At 48.8% G+C, this 13,463-nt stretch carries 13 protein-coding genes; 9 read left to right on the top strand and 4 right to left on the bottom strand.

All coding sequences use genetic code 11. From position 1 onward, the window contains the following. Positions 1-5: 5 nt before the first annotated feature. The 5 genes from MHI45_RS04820 (at position 6) to MHI45_RS04800 (ending at position 6,623) form a co-directional block, all read left to right on the top strand. On the top strand, positions 6-992 hold the full coding sequence (locus tag MHI45_RS04820; RefSeq protein WP_076110142.1) for an N-acetylglucosamine kinase: 987 nt from the start codon (positions 6-8) through the stop codon (positions 990-992). After that, positions 977-2,281 (top strand): 6-phospho-beta-glucosidase, encoded by a 1,305-nt coding sequence (locus tag MHI45_RS04815; protein ID WP_076110141.1) that lies wholly within the window; start codon positions 977-979, stop codon positions 2,279-2,281. The genes MHI45_RS04820 and MHI45_RS04815 overlap by 16 nt, the downstream gene beginning before the upstream one ends. Positions 2,282-2,506: 225 nt before the next feature. Next, complete coding sequence (locus MHI45_RS04810) at positions 2,507-4,474, top strand: serine hydrolase domain-containing protein (RefSeq protein ID WP_341159854.1); 1,968 nt, start codon at positions 2,507-2,509, stop codon at positions 4,472-4,474. A 59-nt stretch (positions 4,475-4,533) separates the two neighbouring features. Continuing rightward, positions 4,534-5,211: a response regulator transcription factor gene (locus MHI45_RS04805; RefSeq protein ID WP_076110139.1), complete on the top strand. Its 678-nt coding sequence runs from the start codon at positions 4,534-4,536 to the stop codon at positions 5,209-5,211. Between the two features lie 125 nt (positions 5,212-5,336). Then, on the top strand, positions 5,337-6,623 hold the full coding sequence (locus tag MHI45_RS04800) for a HAMP domain-containing sensor histidine kinase (RefSeq protein ID WP_076110138.1): 1,287 nt from the start codon (positions 5,337-5,339) through the stop codon (positions 6,621-6,623). Between the two features lie 48 nt (positions 6,624-6,671). Here MHI45_RS04800 and MHI45_RS04795 read toward each other — a convergent pair whose 3' ends face one another. From MHI45_RS04795 to MHI45_RS04785, 3 genes are all read right to left on the bottom strand, one after another. Beyond that, positions 6,672-7,307 carry a TetR/AcrR family transcriptional regulator gene (locus tag MHI45_RS04795; RefSeq protein WP_076110137.1) on the bottom strand — a complete coding sequence of 212 codons (636 nt, stop codon included), beginning with the start codon at positions 7,305-7,307 and terminating at the stop codon, positions 6,672-6,674. Positions 7,308-7,382: 75 nt separating this feature from the next. Then, positions 7,383-8,555 (bottom strand): pectinacetylesterase family protein, encoded by a 1,173-nt coding sequence (locus MHI45_RS04790; protein ID WP_256718081.1) that lies wholly within the window; start codon positions 8,553-8,555, stop codon positions 7,383-7,385. A 156-nt stretch (positions 8,556-8,711) separates the two neighbouring features. Further along, positions 8,712-9,590, bottom strand: a complete 879-nt coding sequence (locus MHI45_RS04785; RefSeq protein ID WP_083675555.1) for a CPBP family intramembrane glutamic endopeptidase — start codon at positions 9,588-9,590, stop codon at positions 8,712-8,714. Positions 9,591-9,758: 168 nt separating this feature from the next. Between MHI45_RS04785 and MHI45_RS04780 the strand changes: the two genes are divergently transcribed. Next, the gene (locus tag MHI45_RS04780) at positions 9,759-10,295 is read left to right on the top strand and encodes an AAA family ATPase (RefSeq protein ID WP_076110135.1); all 537 of its coding nucleotides are present in this window, start codon (positions 9,759-9,761) and stop codon (positions 10,293-10,295) included. A 122-nt stretch (positions 10,296-10,417) separates the two neighbouring features. Here MHI45_RS04780 and MHI45_RS04775 read toward each other — a convergent pair whose 3' ends face one another. Then, positions 10,418-10,630, bottom strand: coding sequence for a hypothetical protein (locus MHI45_RS04775; protein WP_038593656.1), 213 nt, complete (start codon positions 10,628-10,630; stop codon positions 10,418-10,420). Between the two features lie 238 nt (positions 10,631-10,868). On the opposite strand from MHI45_RS04775, the gene MHI45_RS04770 reads away from it, so the two are divergent. The 3 genes from MHI45_RS04770 to MHI45_RS04760 all read left to right on the top strand — a co-directional run bounded on the left by MHI45_RS04770 (position 10,869) and on the right by MHI45_RS04760 (position 13,438). Next, positions 10,869-11,708: a DegV family protein gene (locus MHI45_RS04770; RefSeq protein ID WP_038593654.1), complete on the top strand. Its 840-nt coding sequence runs from the start codon at positions 10,869-10,871 to the stop codon at positions 11,706-11,708. Positions 11,709-11,887: 179 nt separating this feature from the next. After that, on the top strand, positions 11,888-12,247 hold the full coding sequence (locus tag MHI45_RS04765; RefSeq protein WP_076110134.1) for a hypothetical protein: 360 nt from the start codon (positions 11,888-11,890) through the stop codon (positions 12,245-12,247). Positions 12,248-12,421: 174 nt separating this feature from the next. Further along, entirely contained in the window at positions 12,422-13,438 is a 1,017-nt protein-coding gene (locus tag MHI45_RS04760) for a S66 family peptidase (RefSeq protein WP_076110133.1), read from the top strand. Positions 13,439-13,463: the final 25 nt, after the last annotated feature.

Here is a 13,463-nt window from a genome sequence, read left to right as displayed (position 1 = left end):
AGGGATTGAACTATTATCTGGGGATAGATGCAGGTGGAAGCAAGACCATTGCTGTAATTACAGATGAGTCAGGAACGATTATAAGCAGTGGAATGAGTGGATGTGGTAATCATCAAGTCAATGTGGAGCTGGCCCGGACCAGTATTACCGAATCGGTTGATCAGGCGCTGCAAGGCGCGCGGCTAAGCCGCAGCGATATTGCGTTCGCGTCATTTGGACTGGCAGGAGCGGACCGGGAAGCAGATTATGTTGTTTTGCGCCCGATGATTAAAGCGCTGGGCTTCGCCAATTATGAGATTGTCTGCGATACCGTTATCGGCCTGCGGGCGGGTACAAGACAGCCGTATGGTGTGGTGTTGATCTGCGGAACGGGAACCAACTGCCTCGGAATTAGTCCTGAGGGACAAGAACTGCAGTGCGGTGGCTTTGGTTATGCATTCGGAGATTTTGGCGGCGGTAGCGAGCTGGCTGTCGAGGTATTCCGTTCAGTGATCCGCTCCTGGGAAGGCAGGGAGGAACGGACACTGCTGACGGAAGCGGTGCTGGGTACGCTCGGGTATGACTCTGTAGAAAGCCTCTTTCATGATTATCTTGATCATGGCAGACATATTCCTGTGGATCTGACCAAGCTTCTCTTTCCAGCGGCGGATCAAGGTGACCGCGTGGCGCTTCGCATCCTTCAGCAGCAAGGGCTTGAGCTGGGTCTTTCGGCGAGAGCCGTCATTGAGAAGCTTGGAATGGAGGAAGCTACACTTGATGTAGTATTGGTCGGCAGTGTCCTGACCCGCAACGGCGGGAAATACATGGCACCGGCCATCACGGGGCAACTGACAAAAGGCTGCACGATACGTGTATTAAGGATTGAGCCTGTGGGGGGTGCGATCCTGCGCGCGATGGAGAAATCGGGATTGACCATAGCGGATAAAGTATATGAAGCGCTTGAACAGCAGCTTTCCATAGAAGGAGTGAATACAGCATGGGTAAAAGCTTAAAGGTCGTTGTGATTGGCGGCGGTTCTTCCTATACGCCGGAGATTATCGAAGGGTTTATTCTCAATTTTGAAAGCTTTCCTGTCCGCGAAATTGTGCTGGTGGATATCCCCGAAGGACATGGGAAGTTAAATATTGTTGGCAATCTGGCGAAGCGGATGATTGAGAAGTCGGGTCTGCCCATTACGGTGGAGCAGACGCTGAACAGACGCGAAGCTTTGGTGGGAGCGGACTTTGTGACCACCCAGATGCGGGTAGGTCTGCTCAAAGCACGGATTTGGGATGAGACCATCCCGCTGAAGTACGGGATCATCGGCCAGGAGACGACCGGACCGGGTGGCATGATGAAGGCACTGCGGACGATTCCGGTGCTGCTGGACATTTGCCGGGATATTGAGGAGATTTGCCCGGAGGCCTGGATGTTGAATTTTACGAATCCGGCAGGGATGGTTACCGAGGCCATTCTGAAGCATACCAAGGTCAAATCCATCGGGCTCTGCAATTCACCGATTGCTGCTTATAAGTGGCTGTCGCAGTTGTATGAGACGCCAGCCAGAGACATTTACTGCGAATTTGTAGGCCTCAACCACCTGCACTGGATTACTCAGGTACACATTAAAGGAGAGGATAAGCTGCAGGAGCTACTGGATAACCGTGACGGTTATTCTGCCAAGAACGTGCCTCAATTCCAATGGAATGCCAGCTTTATCTCATCGCTCCGGGCCATTCCATCCTATTACTTAAAATATTTCTATCTGACCAGGGAACTGCTGGAGGAGCAGCAACATGCCCTTGAGCATGAAGGAACCCGGGCCGAGGTGGTTAAGCGGCTGGAGGATGAATTGTTCGAGCTATATCTGGACCCCAATCTGTCGGAGAAACCTAAGCAGCTGGAGAAAAGGGGCGGGGCTTACTACTCGGAAGCCGCAGTGCTATTGATGAAATCCATTTACAATGATACTCGCGATATTCAGACCCTCAATGTGCGCAATCAGGGAGTATTGGATTTCCTCCCGGCGGATGCATCTATTGAAGTGAACTGCGTCGTCACTAGCCAAGGGCCGATTCCACTGCCTGTATCCCGGGTGCCTGTGGCTGCCAAAGGGCTGATTCATGCGGTGAAAACCTACGAACAGCTCGCGATTGAAGCTGCTGTTACCGGAGACAGAGGACTGGCTCTGCAGGCTTTGGCGAACCATCCTTTGGTAGATTCCGTCAATGTAGCGGAGCAAATGCTTGAAGAAATGCTGCTCAAGAACAAGGACTATTTACCGTTATTCTTTAAAGATTGAGCCCGTAGCAGATTTTTAGCGCATCGGTATTGAAATAGCTAGCTATATTAATTGAATCCCGGTAACTGTAAATAGACTGCTTTCTGTCGCTCTTGGCGGCGGTAAAGCAGTCTTGTTTGTTTTTTATAGCTTGTTAACGCTCCATTCATAATCCTTTGATAATCTCTATAAGTGTTAGGGCGGATGCTTATCCAATCCCAACAAATGATGATACGGAGGATAATGATGTTTACAATGATGAAAAAAAGGCTGGTCACTGGTCTGGCCCTCTTGGCTGTTCTAGGTGCCGGGTTAGGGGGAACCCTGATGTTTTCCGGGAAACTGGCCTCGGCCGAAACGGCTCAAGCCAAGCCAGAGGTGCATCAGAGTGAAGCGCCAGGGAATCTTGATGACACTGCGGGTCTGACTACCTTCGTTGATGGAATCATGGAAGAAGATATGAACAGGCTGCACATTCCGGGAGCGGTCATCTCCATTCTGAAGGACGGCAAGATTATCCTGGCGAAGGGATACGGCAGTTCCAACCTGGAAAAAGCTGCACCGGTTGATCCCGCAACCAGCATGTTCCGGATCGCTTCAACCACCAAGCTGTTCACCTGGACGGCAGTGATGCAACTGATGGAGCAGGGTAAGATTGATCTGGATACCGATATCAATACCTACCTGAAATCAGTGAAGATACCTGCTAACTATCCTGAGCCTATCCCGATGCGTCATTTGATGACACATACAGCCGGGTTCGAAGAAGGCGGCGTCGGCTATCAAATCACCACGGACCCTGCCAAGCTGCCGGGGTCGATCTCCGAAACGCTCGACAAGCATATGCCTGCACGGGTAAGACCGCCAGGCGAGATCAGTTCCTATTCCAACTATGGCGCTACACTCGCGGGCCTGATTGTGGAGGAAGTAAGCGGCATTCCTTACGATGATTACATTAAAAAGTACATTTTCGATCCGCTGGATATGAAACATGCAACCGTAGTGGAGCCTTTGCCGGAGCAGTTCAAACCTTACGAAGTTCTGGGTTACACAAGTAAGAACGGCAGTTTTGTTCCCGGTACACCTACATTCGAAGGTGGCTTTCGTCCCGCCGGCTCAGGTACAGTATCGGCAGAAGACATGGCTCACTTCATGATCGCCCATCTGCAGAACGGGAAGTATGGTGACAAGGAGATTCTGAGAGCGGATACGGCTAAATTAATGCATTCAACGGCATTTCAATTCGACAAACGTATGCCGGGAGTGGATCTTGGATTCGCCGAGAAACGGTATAACGGCCTGAGTGTTATTGCTCATGGCGGTGCGGACCCGATGTTCAACACGGAATTGTATCTTGTGCCTGCTAAGAATGTTGGTATCTTCGTCTCCTACAATGGCGGTCAGGGTAGTGAGTCCGCAGAAGGTCTGGTTCGAGCATTCTTTAACAAATATTATCCTGCTCCTGTAACTCAGCAGCCTGTGATTTCCGCTTCTACGGAATCTCTAGAAAAGTATGCGGGCTCCTATCAATTTACACGCCGCAATTTCAGCGACATTGATAAATTTTTCAGTTTTTTCGCCCAGATTAATGTAACCGTCTCAGACAATAAACTGTCCTTGGGAAGTGGCAGTGAGCAACAATTATATCTCCCTGTGGACACTAATCTGTTCCAGCATGAGGGAGGCACGGAACAAATCGGATTCCGCACCGACGACTCCGGGAAAGTCACACATATGCTCTTGGAAGCTATTCTGGATATGCCGCTGGAACGCACACCGCTCATAGATAAGAACAAGTTCTGGTTTGTCCTGCTCGGCCTCTCGAGCCTGATTTTCCTCACTGCTTTACTGGGACTATTGTTCTCCAGACGCAAGCTCAAAACGATGACGAATCCTGAAAAATGGGCGATTCGACTCTCCGCAGTGACGGCAGGTTGGGGACTAATAAGCTTTTTTACAACATTTGCAGTGCTTATGTCGTTGGACACGCTGGAGAGACTCAGCAGCGTCAGTACCTCATTTTATCTCGTTTTAACCATGCCTGTAATATTCGTTGGAATGACTCTGGCTTTGCTTGTCTCGGCTGTGCTGGCTTGGAAGAACAAGTACTGGACGGCTTTCACGCGTGTGCATTACACGCTTGTCGCACTTTCGGCTGTGGCACTTTTCCTGTTCTTCTACCATTGGAATTTGCTGGGCTGGCAGTTCGGCTAAGGCCATTTCTTGCCAGGAACAAATCATATATAATGTAAGCCTAAGAGAGGAGGATGATCGTGGCTACTATACTTATCGCGGATGATGATGCGAACATCCGAAAGCTGATGTCTTTGTACTTGCGAAAAGAAGGCTTTGAAATCAAAGAGGCCAGCGACGGCGTCAAAGCGCTGTCCATCGTGGAGAACTCGCGGGTGGATCTCGTTATTCTCGATATTATGATGCCAGGATTGGACGGTTGGGATCTGTGCAGAGAAATCAGGCGCTGGGATGCCAACCTCGGCCTCCTGATGGTAACAGCCAAAGCAGAGTCGGCACACAAGGTGAAAGGATTCCGACTGGGAACGGATGATTACCTGACCAAGCCGTTTGATCCCATTGAGCTGGTGATGCGGGTAAAAGCGCTGCTTAAACGCTCGCTGGTCATTTCTTCCCAGACTGTGCAGGTGGGCAATGTTGAGCTCAATCGCCGTACCTTTCAGGTCAACCGTGGAGATGAGCCGGTCACTATTCCTTTGAAGGAGTTCGAGCTTCTGTTTCTGCTGGCCAGCCACCCCGGACAAATCTTCACCAGGGAGCAGCTGATTATGCAGATTTGGGGTTTGAACTATGAAGGGGATGGCCGGACCGTCGATGTCCATATCAGCCGGCTGAGGGAGAAATTCACCGGCAACGACGAGCAATTTCAAATCGAAACGGCCCGCGGTCTGGGCTACCGGCTGATTCCTAAGCCATGATCAAGACCTTGTACGTGCGTGTCATTCTCACGTTTCTCGGCATCATTATTTTTAGCCTAATATGCTCCTTTCTCATTGGTCTATATGTCTTTCAGAAGCAAATAAGTTATGAGGGTCAGAACGAAATGATCGCAGTGGGCAAGGAAGTCATTCATCGCTATGATGACGCCAAACCTAAAGATACGGATGAGTTCCTGAACAGCATGGTTAAGGTATCCGCACACCCGATTCACCTGTACAATCATTCCGGGGAACATATCTTCTATGGGCTTAAAGATAATCCGGCTGTCATCATCACCCCCGAAGCTGTCAAACAAGTGCTGCAAGGAAAGTTCTATCGTTCCAGCTCCGGTGATAAGGATACATTCATCGGAATGCCGTTTCTGCTAAAAGGGGAGTGGCATGCGATGTTCCTGCAGTATTCCGCCGAGAACGAAAATATCGTTAACCGGATGATGCTCTTCGTGCTTCTACTCGTGCTATTGCTCGGCAGTATATGTATTCTCATTGCCGCCAGGTATCTGGTGGAGCCAATCAAAGCACTGACTAATGCGACGAAGAGGCTGGCAAAGGGTGATTTCGAAGTAGAGTTAAAAGTGAACCGCGTGGACGAAATAGGGGATCTGACGCAAAGCTATGTGGAGATGGCCGGGGAGCTCAAGCAGCTGGAGCAGATGAGGCAGGACTTTGTATCCAATGTCTCTCACGAAATTCAGACACCGCTGACGTCTATTTCCGGGTTTGCCAAGGCTTTGCGAAGTGATGATCTGGTAGTGGAGGAAGAACGCAGCGAATACCTTGATATCATTATTGCGGAGAGTGACCGTCTGTCCAGACTCAGCGATAATCTGCTGAAGCTTGCTTCCCTGGACTCCGAGCACCATCCCTTCGAAGCAGGCTCCTTTACTCTTGACGAGCAGATTCGAACCGTCGTTGTGACCTGCGAACCGCAGTGGTCGGCCAAAGGCATCGTCATTGATCTTGAGCTGCCGGTGGCTGTCAAGATCAAGGGAGATGAAGATCAGCTTAAGCAAGTCTGGATGAATCTGCTTAGCAACAGCATCAAGTTTACACCGCAGGGCGGGAACATCCGTATCGGGATAGACGTAGATGCAACAGAAATATCCGTTATCATTAGCGATAACGGGATCGGCATTTCCCCGGAAGAGTTCAGCGCGGTATTCCAAAGGTTCTATAAAGTCGACAAGTCACGGAACGGGATCAATAACGGCAACGGCCTCGGACTGGCGATTGTGAAGAAAATCGTCTCTCTGCATCAGGGGAGTATCGAGGTGGATGGTGCAGTAGGAGGGGGCACGACGATTATCGTCAGACTGCCTTTCTCTCCATCTGCTGCGGCCAGCCGGAAGGGCCATAAGCCCTCTGGTGATGATCTGGTGGAAGGGAATTAAGCTGACTTCTGCAGATTGCATTGCCCCATAAGTATTCTTGAAGCACACTTAAGGGGTTTTGTGATGGTGGGAATGCCGCACGCCCTGCATGATGAAATCTTTGAACTGGCGATCGTTAGCCTTGTCTTCTTCAGTGACTTCTCCGCCGCGCTGGTGGGCAATAATAACGGCTTTTTGCAAATACATGAAATACAGGTGGGTGGACTTCAGCAGAATGTCCATCCACTTTGTTTTTTTTCCGGGAGCTACCGGTACGGTCTCCAATTGCACTAGCCGCGTGTACCACCCCTGCATCGCTTGCTTGAAATCAGGCAGGTCAGCGGGATTCTTGGACAGAGTGCTATAGTAGACTCCAAAAATGGCATCGTAATAGATCAACGACTCTTGATGCTCCCTAAGCGCCAAATACTTGTCCAGAATAATCTCCAGAGATTCTTCGGGCTGCTCGAAACTAAAGTCAAACAGCAGCTGTCCGAACATCCGCTCCAGATTCTCAACATAGATCTGGGCGGCTAATTCTTCCTTGTCCTTATAATGATGATACAAAGTACGCCGGGAGACGCCGGCTTCTTCTGCAATCTGAGCCATATCGGTGCGCTCAATGCCTTGCGCACAGAATAGGTTCAGCGCTGTATCCTTAATCAACTCCCGCGTCATTTGCATCTGCTTTTCACGCAGCTTCATGTATCTTCTCTCCTGCCTCTTGCCATTTTTCCTTGTGCTAAATGTCTTCAAATCTTAATTGTGCTGAGCTTACTCTTACTTCTCAAGGAACTTGCTGCCCACCGAATAGGGCTTCTGATGGTTAACCGCATCTCCCAGCCATTTCAGCAGTGTAACTCCATCCTGCTCTGCTTGAAAAAAAGTTTCTCGCGTTGCAAATGTGTGCGGGGTTGTGCCCTTCTCAGCATCCAGTCCATAGTCAGTCAGATAATAATAATAATTCGGTAACGCGGCGTCTAAAGAACGCACGGATGCCCGCATTTGCTGTGACCATTCGTTGATCTTCTTCTGGTCCTGTGGCCCTTTATAATCGTTGATGTTGTTCTGAAAGTGAATTAGGATCTCGTCAAATAACGAGTAGGATTGTAATAGTATGGCATTGGGCGGCAGGAGATGTCCGTTGGCTTTAAAGGCTGCCCCGATGATATCCGCTTCGGCGGGATACCCAAATGTCTTGGTAAAGTCAGCGTGCCATTCCTGATCCACAACCTTCGGCCATTTGTCCGATTTCAGGAAGGAGCTGTCGGAATATTGATAAATTTCGGAGTCCTTATAATGACTGGCAATCTCCTCCGCCCAGAAGGCGGAGCCGAACCCGCCGGCACTTTCACCTGCGATGAGCAGCTTGTCGGGCTTATCCACATTAGCATAAATCCAGTCGAGGCTGCTCCGCACGTTATTGCTGCCGTTATAGCGCATAGTGAAGGGGGTGCCGTCTGCCTTCTTATATTCCGCATTGTGCTTGCCGATATGGAAGTCACCGGTCGAATAAGGCAGATATACAACATTCCAGCCGTTGAAGGGGTTGTCAGGGTTATCCGTGTCCATCATGCCTCTCAGCAAGGAGAGCATATAGAAGGGGATGTTGGGAAAATAATTGCCTGTATCCCCGCCCTTAATGAAATTCATGATCTTGATCGGATGCTCGGCGCTTTTGGCATCCCAACTGGCCCCGCCTCCGGAAAAGAAGATAATCCAGTTATTGTTTTCCCCTTTTTTATTCCATAGAAAATACTCTGAACCATCACTAGAGATGACATTTCCGTCCAGCTTGACTTTATTCCACTTGTAAGGCTTCACTTCTGCCAGTTCGGAGGTTGTGGTCACCGGTCTCTTGATTACAAAAGCGCTGATCGCAAGAACGGCAATCAAAATAAGACTCAACAATCCAATTCCTGTGAACATCGTGATTTTCCCTATTCTTCTCATATCCATCTCTCCCTTAATGGGAGTATACGTCAAGTCGACTCATTGCACAAGGTGTATACTTTAATGATGGTGAATATAGTTGGTTGCCTCTATAAGGCTTGACGACTAGGCCACCACAAATTGAATTGCTCACTCTGAGATCTTAGGAGGCGTTTGTCATCTTAAGCTTGTCGGCATGTTCAAAGGTTGAGTACTGCGCTTTTTGGACAAATATATTATTACAGCAATTACTGACCAATATCCTGCAATGGCAGCGGCAGAAAGCTCTACGCCGAAATTCCCTCCAGTCAGTAAGGTGGAATCCAAGGTTAATTTGTAAGAGAGAATAACATTCTCAACAGGTTTTGTCCCAATATGTAAAATATCACCAATCATAACTATGTTCCATACAGCATGCACTATCGCACTGCTCCAAATGGAGCCGCTTCGGTACACGATTAAGGAGAACATAATGCCGACACTGGTCCCCCCGACGAAGAGCAGAAGCAAATCAGCGGCATTGAGGCCTGCGCCTATCGCATGGATCAAACCGAAGATGACAGACGGCACCCAGATTGCTACCGTTTTTCCCCACCGCAGTTCAAGCGATTTCATAATGATTCCCCTGAAGATCATTTCTTCAACGATACCTGCACCCAGCCCAGTGCCGACAATTGCTGTTACAATAATGAGGGCAGTCTCTCCTGCATCCATATTGCCGGGAATAAATTCACCGGGCAAGCATAACAGGATTGCTGATACAGCAACAGGCAGTGTAACGGCACACAGCAGCCATCTTGCAGCAGCACGCGGTCTATGTATGCGGCATTCCTGTAAAGATAGCTTCAGTATCCGTTCACTTAACAGCTTAACTCCCAGATAGGCAAGCGCAATATACAGCAAGTAATATAGAACAATGGATACCGGGTGCGGAAAGGGTACCAAGTAGATCAGACTGGCAATAACTTGGGCAAGGACCAGAACCAGGATTCCTCCAACTATAGCCAGTAAGGCTTTGCCAGTAGAGAGGCCGGCCCTCATGCTTTTTTCACTCATAATCAGTCTCCTTCTTGAATGTTGTCCCTTAATAGTATATCTTCATACTAATTCCCGTAACAACGGACCTTAGTCTAGCTTTTTATCGAACAGGATTTCGCCTGCCTGACAGAGAAATACATAGAAACGATCTGCACATTCGGTTGACCGGGAAGGAGATGACATCTTATGCGGAGTGAAAAGTCAGCGATCGGACAGCTGGTGCAGTACAAGGCGATGAACGCAGCTCCTGTCGTTGTGATGATGTGCGGAGTGGCAGGGTCAGGTAAAACAACCTTTGCTCAAAAGCTGGAGAAAGAGGGATTTGTCCGTCTCTCAATAGATGAAGACATTTGGGCTTCTCACGGACGTTATGGAGTAGATTACCCTGAAGTGAATTATGAGCAGTATAAAGAACAATCCGAAATGAAGCTGCGCGGGGAGCTGGTCCGCCTGATCCAGGCGAAGCAGCATGTCGTCATCGATTTCAGCTTTTGGCAGCGTCAAAGACGGAACGATTACAAGCAGCTGATTGAACAGTATGGCGGCGTGTGGGAACTGATTCATTTGAAGGTTGAGCCTGAGGAATTACGGCAGAGGCTGCTAATCCGCAGTGAGCGATTTGATGCCAATGCGGCGTTTCCAATCACTGAGGACACGCTTACACGGTTTTTAAACGGTTTTGAGACCCCTTCTGGGGAAGGGGAAACAGTGGTCGAAGCATAGATCATTCTCATATACCTACCCAAAATGCTAAGTTTATAAAAATATACCCAGTCTAACACTGAATTTTCGTGTTCTGACTGGGTATTTGCTTGTTGTAATGATATAGGTTAAGACTTAGCTTGTTATTCTTTCGTTTCTTTAGGCGTTACCCTAGCCGGTCGAACGACCCAATTGCTGCGGTTCATCGGTTTTACTGTATCAATCCGCGGATTCGGAATCTCAGGAGCGCTCTCGGCTGGGGTTGCCGATTCTGCGGATTCTTTGTCCGTTACATTTTTCTTCGCCAGTCCGCCTCCGTTATGCTTGCCTTTGTTCCATACTCTGTTCTTGCCCATGGTTACACTCCATTTCTATACGCTGATTTATTTACCATATCACAACATCGAAAGGTAAGAAAGTACACTTGAGCCTGCTATTTAAGTTATAGGGAGTCTTTAAACAGCGAAAATAGTCCGGAAAGTGAGATAATGTGCCCCTAAGCATAAAACATATGTTTTGACAAGTTATAAAATGTACTATTGATTCGTGCTGATGGTGACTATAATAATATAGAATTGAAAGGAGAGCACCCTGATGCCCATCAAGATAATTACGGATAGCGGTTCCGATATCCCCCTTGAGTATGTTGACCAATATGATATTACTGTAGTCCAGCTGCCGGTTCATTTCGGACATGAGCTGATGCCGGAAGATACGGAAACGAAGGCTTTTTATGCTAAAATGCGTGAATCGAAGGAACTGCCGACCACAGCAAGTCCCAGTCCGCAAGTCTTCCTGGATAAGTTCAAAGAAGTGGAAGCAGGCACTGACATTATGGTCGTCTGCATGTCCTCCAATATTAGCAGCACCTATCAGGCCGCGATGATCGCCAAGGAAATGTATGAAGAAGAAGGATTTCCGAATGCGATTGAAGTTATAGATACGAAGAGATTTTCCGGTGGACTGTCCCTGATTGTCGCCTTCGCGGCAAAATGGTCGGTGACCTGTTCAAGCCTTGCGGAATTGAAAGAAATGATTCTTCTCAAATCCCGGGAAGTGGAAGCATTCTTCACACTGGATACTTTGGAAAATGTAATCAAGGGCGGACGGCTGAACCGTTTGTCGGGCGCGGTGGCTTCGGTGCTGAACATCAAGCTGCTGCTCAAAATCAGCGAGGAAGGTACAGTTGAGGTGGTGGAGAAAACCCGCGGGCTGCCCAAGGCACTCAACCATCTGCTGGCTAAGCTTGAGGAGAAGCAGCATGATTACGAGAAGGCGGTTATTGCCATTGTGCACAGCAACTGCGAGAAGCTGGCCCTGGAGATTAAAGAACGCATTCTCGAAAAGCACCCCTTTAAAGAGGTCGTATTCTCCAGCATGGGACCGGTTATGGGCACCTATGCCGGCGAGGGCGGAATCGGAGTGGCTTTTTAAAGGGATGTAACCCTAAAAAAAGATAAACAAGCCGTACATGGGAACTAGCCCCGCGTGCGGCTATTTTGTTTTCCGGAGACCTGTCTGGCGCGGCATTCTATACGATATGGGAGGGGAAGACACCTTACTATAGGCATCAGCATAGACTGAAGCAAAACCAATTACGGAGGTCAACCAACATGTCGACATATAATTCCAGCCAGCAAGCGACGGTTATCTATCAAGCCGACCCTGCTGTAGTCCAGCATCTGCACGGAGTCCGTGAATCTCTGCACCACACCTGCAAGCCCTACTTAAACCACAAAGTGAAAGTACAGACGATTGACGGACTCATGCATGAGGGAACTATTGCGGGAATGGACAGTAAAAATCTGTACCTGACAGTTACCGCTACCACACAATCTGTACGCGGATACTATAATCCGTACTACAAACCATTCCCGCCGGGTCCGGGCTACTATCCATATCCCGCGCCGGTTAACAATAATGTGATCTTGCCGCTTGTGCTGTTCGAGCTGCTCGCCATCTCTTTGATCTAATCCCGGGCCTATCACGAATACAAGACATGATCTGGATCATCGGCAGCTCTGCCGTATGTTCTGGTCATGTCTTTTGCCGTTTGTATCTGTATAAGATAAATCCGGGCTTCCGAAGACTTGCTATTCGATGTAGAATCAAAGGTGGATTGCGGGAATTTTTTCAGGAGGTAGAAAATGATTACATACCCTTTATTGAACGACGGGGCAGCGATCGGTGTGACGGCTTCTTCATATGGCGTAAGTCCACTAGACCGTAAGCTGTTCGAGCAAGCCTGTGAGCGGATGAAAGAAAAAGGATACCGGGTGCATTGCGGCGAGACGGTATTTAAACAGAATAAAGCCAAATCAGCTTCAGGCAAAACACGTGCCGAGGAATTTAACTCCATGATGCAGGATGACGCCATCGACCTTATCATTCCGCCATGGGGCGGGGAATTGTTGATTGAAATGCTGGAATATATAGATTTCAGCCTGGTGCAGGAGAAATGGATATTGGGTTTTTCCGATATCAGTCTGCTGCTGCTTGCCATTACGCTGCAGACGGGTCTGGCAACAGCGCACGGTCCAAGCCTGGCAGATCTGAGAGGGAAGCAAACCGATAACACTACAGCCATGTGGCAAAAGGTAATGTCCACGATCCGTGGAGGCTCGATTATGCAGAAATCTTCGGCAAAATATCAACAGGAGGGGGGAGTGGACGTCAATTCCCCTTTTATCTTTCATTTGGATGAGCCGACGGTTTGGAAATCGGTGACTGCTGGTGAAGTAACACTGTCCGGGCGTTTGCTTGGCGGATGCATAGATGTGATCCGGCATATTATCGGGACACCTTTCGGAAATGTGCAGTATTTTCAGCAGAATATGATTCACAACGAACCAATCCTGTGGTATTTGGAGAATTGTGAATTGAACACGGTGGATTTGCGCCGGTCTTTGGTGCAGATGAAACTGGCTGGCTGGTTCGAGCATTGCTCCGGTATTATGTTCGGGAGAAGCGGTGCCAATCGTCCGGTGGACAGCTATACGGTGGAGGATTGTTACAAAGAGTTGTCCGAGGAGCTTCAATTGCCGGTAATCTATGATGTTGACTTCGGCCATGTTCCGCCGCAGCTCACTTTAATCAACGGGGCGTATGCGGAGGTAAAGGTACAGAACGGTGCAGGGAGAATTACTCAGTACTTTAAAGATTAGCGGAAAATGATTAAGGGACAGCCCG

Source organism: Paenibacillus sp. FSL H3-0321, assembly GCF_038002865.1.
Lineage (GTDB): Bacteria > Bacillota > Bacilli > Paenibacillales > Paenibacillaceae > Paenibacillus_AQ.
This window is presented reverse-complemented; position numbering and strand designations above follow the sequence as displayed.